The organism is Pseudomonas sp. WS 5059, from assembly GCF_012985525.1.
Classification (GTDB): Bacteria; Pseudomonadota; Gammaproteobacteria; order Pseudomonadales; family Pseudomonadaceae; genus Aquipseudomonas.
Genome location: NZ_JAAQWO010000005.1, coordinates 71,646 through 86,625, shown reverse-complemented (window position 1 = coordinate 86,625; position 14,980 = coordinate 71,646). Strand labels below are relative to the sequence as shown.

General features: G+C 62.1%; 15 protein-coding genes. 6 read left to right on the top strand and 9 right to left on the bottom strand.

All coding sequences use genetic code 11. The features are described from left to right. Position 1: 1 nt before the first annotated feature. The 7 genes from flgK to HBO12_RS15485 form a co-directional block, all read right to left on the bottom strand. A complete protein-coding gene (flgK, locus tag HBO12_RS15515) occupies positions 2–2,026 on the bottom strand; it encodes a flagellar hook-associated protein FlgK (protein ID WP_170042612.1) in 2,025 nt (674 codons plus the stop codon). A 10-nt stretch (positions 2,027–2,036) separates the two neighbouring features. Beyond that, positions 2,037–3,299 carry a flagellar assembly peptidoglycan hydrolase FlgJ gene (gene flgJ, locus HBO12_RS15510; protein ID WP_170042611.1) on the bottom strand — a complete coding sequence of 421 codons (1,263 nt, stop codon included), beginning with the start codon at positions 3,297–3,299 and terminating at the stop codon, positions 2,037–2,039. 4 nt (positions 3,300–3,303) lie between these two features. Then, a complete protein-coding gene (locus tag HBO12_RS15505; RefSeq protein WP_169955967.1) occupies positions 3,304–4,392 on the bottom strand; it encodes a flagellar basal body P-ring protein FlgI in 1,089 nt (362 codons plus the stop codon). A gap of 27 nt (positions 4,393–4,419) precedes the next feature. After that, positions 4,420–5,115, bottom strand: a complete 696-nt coding sequence (flgH, locus tag HBO12_RS15500; RefSeq protein WP_032859002.1) for a flagellar basal body L-ring protein FlgH — start codon at positions 5,113–5,115, stop codon at positions 4,420–4,422. 52 nt (positions 5,116–5,167) lie between these two features. Further along, positions 5,168–5,953, bottom strand: coding sequence for a flagellar basal-body rod protein FlgG (flgG, locus tag HBO12_RS15495; protein ID WP_057958870.1), 786 nt, complete (start codon positions 5,951–5,953; stop codon positions 5,168–5,170). Positions 5,954–6,020: 67 nt separating this feature from the next. Next, positions 6,021–6,761 (bottom strand): flagellar basal body rod protein FlgF, encoded by a 741-nt coding sequence (locus tag HBO12_RS15490; protein WP_057438904.1) that lies wholly within the window; start codon positions 6,759–6,761, stop codon positions 6,021–6,023. 358 nt (positions 6,762–7,119) lie between these two features. Next, a complete protein-coding gene (locus tag HBO12_RS15485; protein ID WP_170042610.1) occupies positions 7,120–8,682 on the bottom strand; it encodes a sigma-54-dependent transcriptional regulator in 1,563 nt (520 codons plus the stop codon). Between the two features lie 277 nt (positions 8,683–8,959). Between HBO12_RS15485 and phhA the strand changes: the two genes are divergently transcribed. The 3 genes from phhA to HBO12_RS15470 all read left to right on the top strand — a co-directional run bounded on the left by phhA (position 8,960) and on the right by HBO12_RS15470 (position 11,409). Next, positions 8,960–9,751: a phenylalanine 4-monooxygenase gene (gene phhA, locus HBO12_RS15480; protein ID WP_099168095.1), complete on the top strand. Its 792-nt coding sequence runs from the start codon at positions 8,960–8,962 to the stop codon at positions 9,749–9,751. A gap of 105 nt (positions 9,752–9,856) precedes the next feature. Further along, positions 9,857–10,213 carry a 4a-hydroxytetrahydrobiopterin dehydratase gene (locus tag HBO12_RS15475; RefSeq protein ID WP_017134918.1) on the top strand — a complete coding sequence of 119 codons (357 nt, stop codon included), beginning with the start codon at positions 9,857–9,859 and terminating at the stop codon, positions 10,211–10,213. Beyond that, positions 10,210–11,409 carry an aromatic amino acid transaminase gene (locus HBO12_RS15470; protein WP_170042609.1) on the top strand — a complete coding sequence of 400 codons (1,200 nt, stop codon included), beginning with the start codon at positions 10,210–10,212 and terminating at the stop codon, positions 11,407–11,409. Before HBO12_RS15475 ends, HBO12_RS15470 begins: the two co-directional genes overlap by 4 nt. 123 nt (positions 11,410–11,532) lie before the next feature. Here the strand turns inward: HBO12_RS15470 and HBO12_RS15465 are convergent, their stop codons facing one another. Then, positions 11,533–12,342, bottom strand: coding sequence for a UDP-2,3-diacylglucosamine diphosphatase (locus tag HBO12_RS15465; RefSeq protein WP_170042608.1), 810 nt, complete (start codon positions 12,340–12,342; stop codon positions 11,533–11,535). A gap of 133 nt (positions 12,343–12,475) precedes the next feature. Between HBO12_RS15465 and HBO12_RS15460 the strand changes: the two genes are divergently transcribed. The 3 genes from HBO12_RS15460 to HBO12_RS15450 all read left to right on the top strand — a co-directional run bounded on the left by HBO12_RS15460 (position 12,476) and on the right by HBO12_RS15450 (position 14,619). Then, a complete protein-coding gene (locus tag HBO12_RS15460) occupies positions 12,476–13,234 on the top strand; it encodes a helix-turn-helix transcriptional regulator (protein ID WP_170042607.1) in 759 nt (252 codons plus the stop codon). A gap of 93 nt (positions 13,235–13,327) precedes the next feature. Further along, the gene (locus HBO12_RS15455) at positions 13,328–14,209 is read left to right on the top strand and encodes a DMT family transporter (protein ID WP_170042606.1); all 882 of its coding nucleotides are present in this window, start codon (positions 13,328–13,330) and stop codon (positions 14,207–14,209) included. Positions 14,210–14,337: 128 nt separating this feature from the next. Continuing rightward, entirely contained in the window at positions 14,338–14,619 is a 282-nt protein-coding gene (locus HBO12_RS15450) for a hypothetical protein (RefSeq protein ID WP_170042605.1), read from the top strand. Positions 14,620–14,657: 38 nt separating this feature from the next. Here the strand turns inward: HBO12_RS15450 and HBO12_RS15445 are convergent, their stop codons facing one another. Further along, positions 14,658–14,945 carry an Rdx family protein gene (locus tag HBO12_RS15445; RefSeq protein ID WP_169955898.1) on the bottom strand — a complete coding sequence of 96 codons (288 nt, stop codon included), beginning with the start codon at positions 14,943–14,945 and terminating at the stop codon, positions 14,658–14,660. Positions 14,946–14,980: the final 35 nt, after the last annotated feature.

The following is a 14,980-nucleotide window of genomic DNA, read 5'->3' as shown; positions in this document are numbered from 1 at the left end:
CTTAAAGACTGTTGATCAGCGTGCTGAAGGTTTCTTGCGCAGCTTTAATGATCTGCGACGACGCGGTGTAGTACTGCTGGAAACGGATCATGTCGCCGGCCTCCTCGTCCAGGTTGACCTGGGACACAGAGCTGCGATTAGAGGTGGCGGCCGCAAGCATGGCGCTGGTCGCGCTGTTGTCGACGTTGGCCTGGCTGGCCTTGCCGCCCACGGACGAGACCAACTGGCTGTACGCGGTACTCATGCTCACGCCGGCGTTGCCATCGGTGGCGCCCACGGTCTTGCGGGTTTGCAGGTCGAGCAATTGCAGGGCGTTGCGGTTGTCGAGCTTGCCGCTGCTGTTGAACGACACGGTGTAGCTATCATCCGGCTTGGGTTCGCCACGGATCACTGTGTTGACCCCGAACGTCTTCGCATTTCCGGCGCCGTCGACGTAGGGCACATTGATCGTCAGCTTGTTGTCCTGGCCGGGCACGATGGTACCGGTGCCAATGGGCTGGCCCTGGGCATTATTGATCACATAGCTCTGGGTGCCATCGGCGGCACGCTCGCCAAAGGTCATCTTGACCGGCATCGAGCTCTTGATTGCCGCTTCCAACTGCGCCGTGTCGGCACCGCCATGGATATCCAGGGGCAGCGTCAGGGTCGGCGGATCAAACACGCCAGTGCCGCTGTTGTTCTTGTTGCCCTCGGCCAGCAGCGGCGCAGAAAACGCCAGCTTGTTGGGGTCGGTCATCACCACCTTGAGGTCCATCGCGCCACCGGCGGTCGGGCTGACCTTGAACGTATCGCCAGCAGCCACCGGGCCCTTGCCATCCAGGGCCAGGGTGAAGCCGTCGATTTCCGGTGGCGTCTGGGTGATGTCGAAGGTGCCCATGGACTTACCGTCCGAACGCAGCACGGTGTAGTTCTTGTCGTCACTGAAGGTCACCTTGTAGTCAAAGGTGCTCAGTTTGCTGGTGTCTTTGATCGTGACGTTCAGGTTGCCGGAGTTCGCACTGTTGCTGGAGCCGCCCACACTGCGCTGGCCGATGGCAAACACACTGTTGATGTCATTGAACAGCGCGGCGCCGAACTGCCCGTTGGCGTCCAGGCCCTGCCCCAGCTGGGTATTGACCGCTTCACCGACAACCATGGCGGTACGCCCCAGGTCGTTGATGGCCGGCATCAGCACGTCCTGGCGATACCGCAGCAAGCCGCCAATGGAGCCACCGCTGACCACCGAACTGACGTCCATCGGTTGCCCACCGGTGGTCAACACCACCGAGTACTGACTCTTGTCATCCTTGCTCGGCACCGCCGACAGCTTGTTCGACACGCCGTCCGCGACCAGGGTTTGCCCGGTGCCCAGGGAGACATTGAAGTGGCCGTCCGCCTCAGTGACCTTGACCCCCACCAGTTCGTTGAGCGAGCGCACTGCTTCGTTGCGCGCATCCAGCAGGTTCGCCGGCTCGCCGTTGCCCTGGCCCTTGGCCTGGGAAATCTGCTGGTTGAGGGCGGCAATCGAGGAGGTCAACTGGTTGACCTGGCCGGTGATGGTTTCCAGTTGGCTGTTGATGCCTTCTTTCTGTTTATTCAGTTCGGTCGCAATCGAGTTGAAGCGGTTGCCCAGCGTCTGGGCAATGGTCAAGACCAACTGGCGCGCGGAGTTGTCGCTAGGGTTTGCCGAGGACGTCTGCAACGCGGCGAAGAAACTGTTCAAGGCCGCACCGACCCCGGTGGACTTGTCGGACAGCAGCTTATCCACCGAACCGATCTGGTCCAGGTAGGCCTTGGCGTCGAAGTTCAGCGATGTGGTGGTCTGCAACTGGGTGTCGAGGAACTGGTTATACACCCGGCGCACATCCGACAGCGTCGTGCCAGTGCCGACAAAGACCCCGCCGACCCCGGACATGCCATTGGCCGTCTGCATGGTCTGCTGACGCGAGTATCCAGGGGTCTTGGCGTTGGCAATGTTGTTACTCAAGGTCGCAAGCGATCCCTGAGCCGCATTGAGTCCTGACATCCCGATATTGAGCAAACCCATGGTTCAAACCTTATAAATGAGTGGATGCGCCAGCGGCAGCGTAGTTTTGGTAGCTGTTCATGGTTTTGGCGATCTGCGAAATCTTGCTGGCGTAGTCCGGATCCGTTGCATAACCGGCTTTTTGCAACTCGCGTACAAACTGTTCCGGGTTATCGGCCGACTTCAGAACTTCTTGATATCTATCATTGCTTTGCAACAGGGTCACGAGGTCGTGGAAGCTGTCCTGGTACGAGTCGTAGGAACGGAACTGCGCCGTTTCCTTGACCATCTCGCCATTGCGAAACTCGCTGGTGATCGCGCGCGCCTGGGCGCCCTGCCAGCTCTGCCCGGCCTTGATGCCAAACAGGTTGTGGCTGCTGCTGCCGTCTTGCTGGCGCATCACCGATTTGCCCCAACCGGTTTCCAGGGCGGCCTGGGCCACCAGGTAGCGAGGGTCGATGCCAATGCGCTCGGCCGCCTGCTTGGCCATGGGCAGCATGGTGGCGACAAATTCGTCTTGGGAAGTGAAGGCTTTTTTCGCCGGGGCCAGCGGTGGCTGGGCCACGGCGCGGCCGTAGATCTGCATGCGCGAATCGCTGGCGGCAAAGGTGCGCGCTGCACCGTTGATCACACCATCTTCGGCCGCGCTGTTGCGCAGTGGCGCCGCCTTGGCAGCAGCCGGCGCCTCGACACCCGGCACGATACCGGCCAGCAGGCGATCAGTGAGCTTGCTCGGCAAGGCGATGCGCCGCTGATTCATCAGGGCCATGTCATTGCGCAGGGTGCCTTCATCGGCCCGTGGCGCGACCTCGACCCGCGCCGCCCACAGCGCGCGCTGGCCATTGGAACGGCCCAGCGGGCCATCCGCCAAGGTGCCGGCGGCAATCGGCGTGGGTACGTCGACTTTCTTCTCGATCGCGTCCGGGCCCTGCAACGTCGAGGCCTGCCCTTCCACCGGTTTGTTCTTTTGCATCTGGCGCAGCAAAACGTCCGCAAGGCCGATACCGCCGCCCTCGCGGGACAGCGAGACCGCCAGTTGCTGGTCGTACATTTCCTGATACTGCTTGGCCGCCGGGGTGTTCAGCGGGTTGTCCTTGCCCAGGGCATCGGTGGCCGAGCGCATGGATTTGAGCATCTCGTTGAGAAACAGCGACTCGAATTCCTGCGCCACTTTGCGCATGTTGCCGTCGCTGTTCTTGTCGCCAAACTTGAGCTGGTTAAGCCGGTTCAGGTCGGAGTAAGACCCCGAGTCTGCCGTGCTGGCGATACCGCTCTTGCGCATGTCCATGGCCATGACCTCAAATCACGATCAGGTCGGCTTGCAAGGCGCCGGCCTGTTTCAGGGCTTCGAGGATCGCCATCAAGTCGCCGGGCGCCGCACCCACCTGGTTCACCGCACGTACGATTTCATCCAGGGTGGTACCGGGGCCGAACTTGAACATCGGCTTGGCTTCTTGCTGGGCATTGACCCGCGAACGCGGGACCACAGCAGTCTGGCCACCGGACAGCGGCCCAGGCTGGCTGACAATCGGGTCTTCGGTGATGGTCACGGTCAGGCTGCCGTGGGTTACGGCCGCCGGCGACACCTTGACGTTCTGGCCGATCACGATGGTACCGGTGCGCGAGTTGATGATGACCTTGGCCACCGCCTGGCCCGGATCGACCTCAAGGTTTTCCAGGATCGACAGGTAGTCCACACGCTGGCTTGGGTCCAGCGGCGCAGTCACGCGGATCGAGCCGCCGTCGATGGCCTGGGCCACGCCAGGGCCGAGCATGTCGTTGATCTTGTCCACCACGCGCTTGGCGGTGGTGAAGTCTGAACGGTTGAGGTTCAGGGTCAGGCTGTTGCCCTGGTTGAAACCACTGGGCACGGTGCGCTCCACCGTGGCACCGCCAGGAATCCGCCCGGCCGACGGCACGTTGACGGTGATCTTCGAGCCGTCGCGGCCTTCTGCATCAAACCCGCCCACCACCAGGTTGCCCTGGGCGATGGCATAGACGTTGCCGTCGATACCTTTGAGCGGCGTCATCAGCAAGGTGCCGCCGCGCAGGCTTTTGGAGTTACCGATGGACGATACGGTGATGTCCACCACCTGCCCCGGCTTGGAGAACGCCGGCAGATCGGCACTGATCGACACCGCCGCGACGTTTTTCAACTGTACGTTGCCCGACCCTGGCGGCACCTTGATCCCGAACTGCGAGAGCATGTTGTTGAAGGTCTGCAGGGTGAACGGGGTCTGGGTGGTCTGGTCACCCGTGCCATTGAGCCCCACCACCAGGCCATAGCCGATCAACTGGTTGGTGCGCACCCCGGAAATACTGGCGATGTCCTTCAGGCGTTCGGCCTGGGCAGCAACGCTCAGGGAGAGCAACAACACCGCTGCCATCAGCTGTTTGAGATTCAAAGTGATCACCTAGAAAGGGAACAGCGGGCTAAGGAAGAAACGGTCGAACCAACCCGGCTGACTGGCGTCGGCAAACGAACCCGTACCCGAATAGGTAATGCGCGCATCGGCAATCCGTGTGGACGGCACGGTGTTGTCGGTGGCGATATCGTCCGCGCGCACCATGCCGGCGATGCGCACCAGTTCGTCACCGGTGTTGAGGGTCATCCACTTCTCGCCGCGCACGGCAATGATGCCGTTGGGCAGCACATCGGCCACGGTCACCGTGATCGAGCCCACCAGGCTGTTGCCCTGCCCGGCCTTGCTGCTGCCGTTAGTGGCACGGTCGCCGCTGTAGCCCACGTCCAGGCTCAAGTCACCGCTGCCCAGGGGGTTGTTGGTGTTCAAGCCACCGCCAAACAGCGAGGTCAGGCCGATGCCGGTCTTGCTGTTCTTGGCCACCTGGGAGTTGGCGTTCTTGCTCGCCGTGGTGCGCTCGTTCAGGGTGATGGTGATGATGTCGCCCACACGGAACGCCTTGCGGTCGCTGTACAGGTTCTGTTCGAAACCGGCCTGGTAGATCGAGCCATTGTTGGCGGCAGCTGGCAGCGGCGTGCGCGGCAACACCGGCGCGTAGTACGGGTCATTGGGTTTTGGCGTCGGGGCGACACAGCCCGCGAGCACGGCAATCCCACTCAATGCCAGAACAGAAACAAAGCGACTCATGACCCTTCCCTCACGGTGTTGCAGGCGCCTTATGAGCGCCCCATAGACTGGATTACAGATTCTGCGTAACGAACGAAAGCATCTGGTCGGCGGTGGAGATCACCTTGGAGTTCATCTCGTAGGCACGCTGGGTGGTGATCATGTTGACCATCTCTTCCACGGTGCTGACGTTGGAGGTTTCCAGGGTGCTTTGCAGGGTGGTGCCAAACCCGTTGAGGCCCGGGGTGCCGACTTGCGGCGCGCCGCTGGCGGCGGTTTCCAGGAACAGGTTGTTACCGGTGGCTTGCAGGCCGGCCGGGTTGATGAAGTCGGCGGTCTGCAGGTTGCCGATCACTTGCGACGCCGGGTTGCCGGCAATGGTGACGGACACGGTGCCGTCGGCACCGACCGTGAAGGTCTGGGCATCGTTGGGCACGACAATCGCCGGCTCCAGGGCAAAACCGTTGGCGGTCACGACCTGGCCGTTAGAGTCCAGGTGGAAAGTACCGTCACGGGTGTAGGACGTAGTGCCATCCGGTTGCAGGATCTGGAAGAAGCCACGGCCATTGATCGCCATGTCCAGCGGCTGCCCGGTCTGTTGCAGGTTGCCGGCGGTGAAGTTCTTCTGGGTGCCGACGATGGACACACCGGTACCCACTTGCAGGCCCGAAGGCAATTCGCTGTCCTGGGTCGACTGTGCACCCGGCTGGCGCTTGATTTGATAGAGCAGGTCCTGGAACTCGGCGCGATCACGTTTAAAGCCCGTGGTCGAAACGTTCGCCAGGTTGTTGGAAATAACGGTCAGGTTGGTGTCCTGGGCGGACAGACCGGTTTTGGCAACCCATAGAGCCGGAAGCATGCTGTTCTCCTTCGTGCGCCTGTTTGTTGGCGCCGCGTTACAAAATTAGTAGTCAGTGGCGCTGCAATCAGCTCATCTGCATGACGCGAGTCATGGCCTGGTCGTCTTCTTTGGCGCTGTTCATCATTTTCACGTGCAATTCGAACTGCTTGGACAGGGCCAGCACCGCCGTCATTTCTTCGACGGCATTGACGTTGCTCGACTGCAGGAAGCCCGAGTTCACCTTGACGCTGGCATCGGCCACCGCCGGCTGGCCGTCCTTGGTGTGGATCGCGCCATCCAGGCCCTTGGTCATGTTGGCCAGGTCCGGCTTGACCAGCTTGATGCGGTCCACTTCAGCCATCACCCGCGGGCCTTCGCCCATGGCGCGGATGCTGATGGTGCCGTCTTCGCCGACTTCGACCTTCTGCTCGGGCGGCACCGAAATCGGCCCGCCATTGCCCATGATCGGCATACCGTTGCCGGCCCGCAGCACGCCCAGTGCGTCGATATTCATGCTGGCGGTACGCACGTAGGCTTCGCCACCATCGGGGGTTTGCACGGCGATCCAGCCGTCACCGCCGACGGCAACGTCCAGGTCACGGCCGGTCTCGACCATCGAGCCAGGGGAAAAATCGGTGCCGGGGCGCTCGGTCAGGGCAAACGCCCGCGCCGGAAAGCTGTCACCAAACACCGGCATCGAGCGGGCCTGTTCCAGGTCACGCTGAAAACCGTTGGTGGAAATGTTCGCCAGGTTGTTGGCATGGGCCTTTTGCGCCAGTGCATTCTGGCTGGCGCCGGTCATTGCCACATAAAGGTACTTGTCCACGCTCATTCCTCTTACTGACGGACGTTTGCCGCCCACCGATGTACTGAGGAGTCTTTAGCAATTTGCGCACCAACTTTTTAAAAGTCAGGGAAAGGCAGGTGGGGCAAGGGGTTGGGGCGTATCAAGGATTATTGCAGGGGCAGGACGAGTCGGAAAAACGGCGGAGTTCTGCCGGTTGCGGCAAACACCGGTCTTGGCAGTGACACAGGTCCATTGTGGGAGCGGCGGTGCGACGATTCGACTTGCTCGCGAAGGCGGTGGATCAGTCGGTACCTGTATTGACTGATCCACCGCCTTCGCGAGCAAGTCGAATCGTCGCACCGCCGCTCCCACATTTTAATCCCGTTGCGTCAGGGGTTTATTTGTCGGCCTTGAGCACTGCGTAATCGCGCAATTTGTTGGCGATGGTGGTGTGGGACACGCCCAGGCGCTTACCCAGCAAGCGACTGCTGGGGTGCTCTGCATACAGGCTTTCCAACACCGCCTTTTCAAACCGCCCGACAATCTCTTCCAGGCCACCCTCCAGGGAAAAGTCGCCAAGCGGCTGACGCACGCCGTAGTCCGGCAAGCGAATATGCTCAGCCTTGATCGTGCCGCCCTCGCACAACGACACCGCCTGGAACAGCACGTTTTCCAACTGCCGCACATTGCCCGGCCAATGGTAGTGGCTGAGCCGCTCCATGGCCGCCGGCGCCAACCTGGGCAGCGGACAGCCGATCAGGCGGCTGGCCTGGTCGATAAAGTGCTCGACCAGCGGCGGTAAACCGTCGAGGCATTCGCGCAGCGGCGGGATATGCAGCGACAACACATTGAGCCGGTGATACAGGTCCTGGCGAAACTCCCCTCGGGCACACAATTCTGACAAATCCACCTGGGTCGCGCAGATCACCCGCACATCCAGATAAACCTCTTCGTCACTGCCTACGCGCCGGAAGCAACCGTCCTGCAGAAAGCGCAGTAACTTCACCTGCAACCGCGCGCTCATTTCGCCCACGCCATCCAGAAACAACGTACCGCCCGCCGTCAACTCCAGCAGCCCCAGCTTGCCCTCCGCCCGCGCCCCTTCAAACGCACCAGGGCCGTAGCCGAACAGCTCGGTCTCGGCCATCGACTCCGGCAACCCCGCGCAATTGAGCGCCATCAACGGTGACTGCCCGCGCGGGCTGGCCAGGTGACAGGCGCGCGCCAGCAGTTCCTTGCCGGTGCCGGTTTCGCCTTCTATTAATAGGGGCGCATCGAGGGGCGCCATGCGCCGGGCTTCACGCACCACCGCGGCCATGACTTTGGAGCTCTGGAAAATACTGTCAAAGCCCCGCAGCTCCTGCTTGCGCACATTGTAGATACGCTCGCCGACGCGGTCGGCACGGTGCAAGGTCAGCACGGCGCCGGCCATGGCTTCGCTGTCGTCATGCTCGGACGATTGCAGCGGGGCGATGTCGGCAAGAAACACGTCGCCCTTGACCTTGACCCGCAGGCCATTGATCCGCGACTTGCTCGCACGCACCAGCTCCGGCAGGTCGAAGTCCTCGGCGTAGCGCGACAAGGGAATGCCCGGCACCTCATCCACGCGCACCCCGAGCAGCTGCGCCGCCGCGCGGTTGGCCGCGACAATCGAGCCGCCCATGTCGATGGACAGCACCGGGAATTCCAACGCCCCCAGCAAGGCGTTGAGTTCCATGTGCCGGCGCTCGCTGGGCATCAGCCCTACCCGCTTGACGCCAAACACTCCGGCAATCGCCTCGAACTGCGGGCGCAGGGCCTGGAACTGCATGTTCACCAGGTTCGGGCAGTACAGGTAGATGGCATTGCCATGTTCGCCGCCGACCTCGCCCTTGGCCACGTTGACCCCGTACTCCACCAGCAGGTTGAGGATGTCCCGCAGGATGCCAATGCGGTTCTGGCAATGCACTTTGATACGCATGTAAAGGCCCGGTTTGTTGTAGGAGGGTTGATCGGGCTGCGTCTTTTTGTCGCCGGACGCAGATAGTCGTCAAGATTATGTGACAGCCAACGTGCTTTTCAAACTAGCAAAACGCAATGCGGCGTGCGCAACGGCAAAATCGTAACGAATACTTTACGAAAAACGTAGAATTTTCCTACAGCCTTCCCTTAACAGCAGGTGGAATCCACCGCCAGGCGGAGTATCAATAAGCCCATAGCAGGACATAACAAGAACGAATGCCTAGCAGGAGAGCCGTATGAAGCAGACGCACTACGTGGCCCGCGAGCCCGATGCGCAAGGTTTTATCCACTACCCGCCCGAAGAGCATGCGGTGTGGAACACCCTGATCACTCGCCAATTGAAAGTGATCGAGGGTCGCGCCTGCCAGGAATACCTGGACGGCATCGACAAGCTCGGCCTGCCCCATGACCGTATTCCGCAACTCGCCGAAATCAACAAAGTGCTGGCCGAAACCACTGGCTGGCAAGTGGCGCGGGTCCCGGCGCTGATCCCCTTCCAGACCTTCTTTGAATTGCTCGCCAACAAGCAGTTTCCGGTGGCGACCTTTATTCGTACCCGCGAAGAGCTGGATTACCTGCAAGAGCCCGATATTTTCCACGAGATTTTCGGACACTGCCCGCTGCTGACCAACCCCTGGTTCGCCGAATTCACCCACACCTACGGCAAGCTCGGCCTCGCAGCCACCAAGGAGCAACGGGTGTACCTGGCGCGCCTGTACTGGATGACCATCGAGTTCGGCCTGGTGGACACCCCCGAAGGCCGGCGCATCTATGGTGGCGGCATCCTGTCGTCGCCCAAGGAGACGGTGTACTGCCTCTCGGATGAGCCCAAGCACCAAGCCTTCGACCCTCTGGAAGCCATGCGCACGCCCTATCGCATCGACATCCTGCAGCCGCTGTATTTCGCCCTGCCCAACCTCAAGCGCCTGTTCGAAGTGGCGCAGGAAGACATCATGGGCATGGTCGAGCGCGGCATGCAGCTGGGTCTGCACGCGCCGCTGTTCCCACCCAAGCCCAAGGCGGCTTGAACTGATGCTTTAAAGGCCAGGTGAGCCTGTTCCCTGGCCGCGCGTTGCTTTAGGGTGACGCGACTGGCAACCGAATTCCACATACTCGATTTCAGGAACACCTTTATGACCACCTTGAACCAAGCCCATTGCGAAGCCTGCCGCGCCGACGCCCCGCAAGTCAGCGACGAAGAACTGCCGGTGCTGATCAAGCAGATCCCCGACTGGAACATCGAAGTGCGCGACGGCGTGATGCAGCTGGAAAAAGTATTCCTGTTCAAGAACTTCAAATTCGCCCTGGCCTTTACCAACGCCATGGGCGAAATCTCCGAGGCTGAAGGCCATCACCCAGGCCTGCTGACCGAATGGGGCAAAGTCACCGTGACCTGGTGGAGCCACTCGATCAAGGGCCTGCACCGCAACGACTTCATCATGGCCGCGCGCACCGACGAAGTGGCCAAGGACGCCGAGGGCCGCAAGTGATGCATTTCGCCGCGATTGGCCGGGTGCCTGGTGATCCGATCCTGGGGCTGATGGAGTCCTATGCCAAGGACGCCAACCCGCAAAAATTCGACCTCGGCGTGGGCGTATATAAGGATGCCCAGGGCCTGACCCCGGTCCTGCAGGCGGTAAAACGCGCCGAGCAGCGCCTGGTCGAGCAGCAAACCACCAAGACTTACATCGGCGGGCATGGCGACCCGGCTTTCGGCCGCCTGATCAGCGAATTAGTGCTGGGCGCAGGTTCCGCGCTGCTCAAGGCACAACGCGCCGGCGCCACGCAAACCCCGGGTGGCACCGGCGCCCTGCGCCTGAGCGCCGACTTCATCGCCCACAGCCTGCCAGGCCGTGGCGTGTGGTTGAGCAACCCGACGTGGCCGATCCACGAAACCATCTTCGCCAAGGCAGGGCTCAAGGTCAGCCACTACCCCTATGTGGGCAGTGATAACCGCCTGGACGTGCCGGCCATGCTCGCCACCCTGGCCACCGTGCCCGAGGGCGACGTGGTGCTGCTGCACGCCTGCTGCCACAACCCCACCGGTTTCGACCTGTCCCAGGACGACTGGCGCCAGGTGCTGCAGATCGTGCGCGAGCGCCAGTTGCTGCCGCTGATCGACTTCGCCTACCAGGGCTTTGGCGATGGTCTGGAGCAGGACGCATGGGCGGTACGCCTGTTTGCCGATGAACTGCCTGAGGTGCTGATCACCAGCTCCTGCTCGAAGAATTTCGGCTTGTACAGCGACCGCGTCGGCGCGCTGATCGTGTGTGCCAACGATGCCGAGAAACTGTTGGATGTGCGCAGCCAACTGGCGTTTATCGCGCGCAACCTGTGGTCGACACCACCGGATCACGGGGCCGCCGTGGTCGCGACTATCCTCGGTGACAGTGCGCTCAAGCAGCTGTGGAGCAGCGAAGTCGAAGGCATGCGCTCGCGTATCGCGCAATTGCGTTCGGGCCTGGTCGAAGCGCTGGCGCCCCACGGGTTGTCTGAGCGCTTTGCCCATGTCGGCGTGCAGCGCGGGATGTTTTCCTACACCGGCCTGAGTGCCGAGCAGGTGAAACAGCTGCGGGAAAAACACAGCGTGTACATGGTCAGTTCCGGGCGCGCCAACGTGGCGGGGATTGATGAGACGCGGCTGGGGCTGTTGGCCGAAGCCATTGCAGACGTGTGCCGCAACTGACGAAACCGAATCAAATGTGGGAGCGGGCTTGCTCGCGAATGCGGTGGGTCAGTGATGGATATGTTGACTGATACACCGCATTCGCGAGCAAGCCCGCTCCCACATTTTTGACCGAGGCGATCTTCAGCCCGCAACCATCTCGGCCTTGACCTGCGCCTCCCTGGCCTGGGCATCCGCCAACCGATACAACTCGATATGCCCATCCCAGTGCTCGATCAATGCCGTGCACGACTCCACCCAATCCCCACAATTGAGGTAGTCCACCTCGCCCACTTTGCGAATCTCCGCATGGTGGATATGCCCGCACACTACGCCGTGCAACTCGCGCTTGGTCACTTCGTGGGCGATGGCTTCCTCGAAATCGCTGATAAAGCTCACCGCTGTCTTCACCTTGTGCTTGAGGTACGCCGACAGCGACCAGTAGCCATATCCATAACGCGCCCGCCAGTGGTTCAACCAGCGGTTGAGGGTCAGGGTGAATTCGTAGGCCGAATCGCCAAGAAACGCCAGCCAGCGGTGGTAGCGGGTGATCACGTCGAACTGGTCGCCGTGGATCACCAGCAAATGCCGGCCATCGGCGGTCACATGCACCGCTTCGTCCACCAGTTGGATATTGCCCAGGATCAGCTTTGAATAGCGGCGCAGGAACTCGTCGTGGTTGCCAGTGACGTAGATCACCTCGGTGCCGCGCTTGCTCATGGTCAGCAGGCGGCGGATCACGTTCGTATGGGCCTGGGGCCAATACATGCCGCCGCGCATTTTCCAGCCGTCGATGATATCGCCCACCAGGTACACCTTGTCGGCATGGTAGCCCTTGAGGAACTGCGACAGATGTTCCGCCTGGCAGTCCCGGGTGCCTAGGTGCACGTCGGAGATCCACAGGGTACGAACCCGTTGCTTGCGGCTGGGTTTGGCGAGCTCGGCGCTGGTCATGGCATACCTCGAGGGTGTTTTCGCCAGCTTGCTCCCGGGCAATTAATAGCCCATGACAGTCTTGCGTCAGTCAGATGACAGCGCCCGCCGCCCGTCGGGCGGTGTAAACTGCCGGCCTGCCCGGGAGATTGCGATGAGACCGACCCTCACGCTGCGCCATTACACCCATGACCTGATTGCCCATAGCCATGACCACGCGCAACTGGTGTTCGGCCTGGCCGGCCGCCTGGATTTCGAGGTCGAAGGCATGGGCGGCGAGATTTGCCCACAAGGGGTGATGGTCCTGCCCTTCTCCACCCACCACAGCTGTGGCAGCCCCCGGGGCAGCCAATGCCTGGTGCTGGATGTGCCCGACGAACAGTGGATGGTGCAATCTTTGGGCGAGCACGCGGATGCCAGTCGCCGCCTGCTCGACCAACCGGCCCGGGTGACCCTGGATGCCCGCCAGGGTCAATTGGTCAACTGGCTGGCGAGCGGCGCCCTGGATGACCCACTGATCGCCCAGCAAGGCGCGGTGCTGTTATTGGCTACGCTCAATGGCCAGCCGCAGGCTCAAGCCGGCGCGCGACGCCTGCCCTATGGCGCATTCAACGCCCATATCGACCAGCATGCGGCCTACCCGCTGCAGGTCGCGGATCTGGCGCGGCTGGCGGATATGTCCGTCGCCCGCCTGCACGCACGCTTTATCGCCGAATGCGGGCTGACCCCCATGGACTACATCCGCAACCGCCGCCTGCACATGGCCCGTGGCTTGCTGCGCGACAGCCACCTGCCGATTGGCGAGATCGCCGCGCGGGTTGGCTACGGTTCGCAAAGTGCGTTTGCCGCAGCGATGTTGCGCGCGTTCGGCAGCTCGCCCGGGGCCCTGCGCCGGCTCGACAACCGGCGCTAGTCCTGCGATAAAACCGGCGATTCCCACGACAGACACCCAGGCGCCAGGCGCTCTAGACTGGATGCCTGCCTGCCCACTGCTTTAAGGATTGTCATGACCCCGCGCACTGCCCTCGGCGCCCTGCACATCGGTGCACTGATGTTTGGCCTTACTGGCGTCTTCGGCAAACTCGCCGCCGCCTCGCCGAGCATTATTGTGTTTGGCCGTGCCGCTTTCGCGGTGCTGGCCCTGATGCTGTTCGCGCGTTTTGCCAGCAGCACACCGTGGCAAAAACTCTACAGCGCTGACCTGCGGCGCCTGCTGCTCAGCGGCCTGCTGCTGGCCGGGCACTGGGTGAGTTTCTTCATCGCGGTAAAAGTGGCGGGGGTGGCGATTGCGACGCTGGGGTTCGCCACGTTCCCGGCGTTCACGGTGATCCTTGAAGGCCTGATCTTCCGCGAGCGGATCCGCGCCAATGAAATGGTACTGGTGGTACTGGTCAGCGTCGGCCTGGTGCTGGTCACCCCGGACTTCGACCTGGCCAGCCAAGCCACCAGCGGCCTGGTCTGGGCCGTGGTCTCGGGCCTGCTGTTCTCGCTGCTCTCGTTGAACAACCGCGCCAGCGCCAGCATTCCCCCGGTGCAGGCAGCCCTGTGCCAAAACGTAGTGGTCGCCGTGTGCCTGCTGCCCGTCGCCGCTCCAGGCCTTGGCGAGGTACGTGCCCTGGACTGGTTGTGGATCGGTCTGCTGGGGGTGTTTTGTACCGGCCTGGCCCACAGTTTGTTTGTCGCCAGCCTCAAGGTGCTCAAGGCGCGCACCGCCGCGGTGGTGTTCGCCATGGAGCCGGTGTATGGCATCACCGTAGCCTGGCTGCTGTTCAGCGAAACCCCGACCCTGCGCATGTTGCTGGGCGGCGCGCTGATCATTGCCGCCATCGTCGTCTCGGGCTTGATGAGCCGCCCGGCCAAGGCCAAACAGCCGCCGGCCATGGCCTGATCTATACTTTTCCTATCCGCAACAGTCAGCTGTCGTTCAACGGATACAGACTCCTCGACGACAGCCGTGGTCCTTGAAGTTGCTGCATGCGAGTGGTCGCTCCCTTAATGCTATGCAGGAGTTTCACCATGGACATGTTCATCCCCCTGATCATTCAGATCATCAGTGGCGCAGTCGGCGGCAACATTGCCGGCCTGAGCAAGCAAGGCCTGGGCTCCGGGCTCAATACGGTGGTCGGTGGCGTCGGCGGCCTGGTGCTGGGGCAGATCGTCGCGGCGATCGCCGGCATGCCAGCGGGTGGCGCGCTGGATGTTGCCGCCGTGGGCAGCAATATCGTCGGCGGCGGTGTCGGCGGCCTGGTGCTGACGTTTGTCGTCGGCTGGATCAAGAATAAAATGGCCGCCAAATAAACCACCCCACACTGCCGGCCATGCGCCGGCAGTGTTGCCTACGAAGTCCGGTCGTTGTGCCCCAGGTCCCGTTCTGGGGCGATCTGGTCGCGCACCCGCTGCTTGAGCACCTTGGCCTCGGGGAAACCGCCATCGGCCTTGCGCTCCCAGATCTGTACGCCGTCGCAGGTGATGCGAAACGCCCCGCCGGTCGCCGGCTCCAGGGCGACTTTGCCGAGGTCGTCGGCAAAGGTGCTCAGCAGTTCCTGGGCCAGCCACGCGGCGCGCAGCAGCCACTGACATTGGGTGCAATAGGTGATGACAATCTCGGGCTTGGATGCGGACATAAAATGAAGAACTCCTGAGATGACGAGACAGGTGG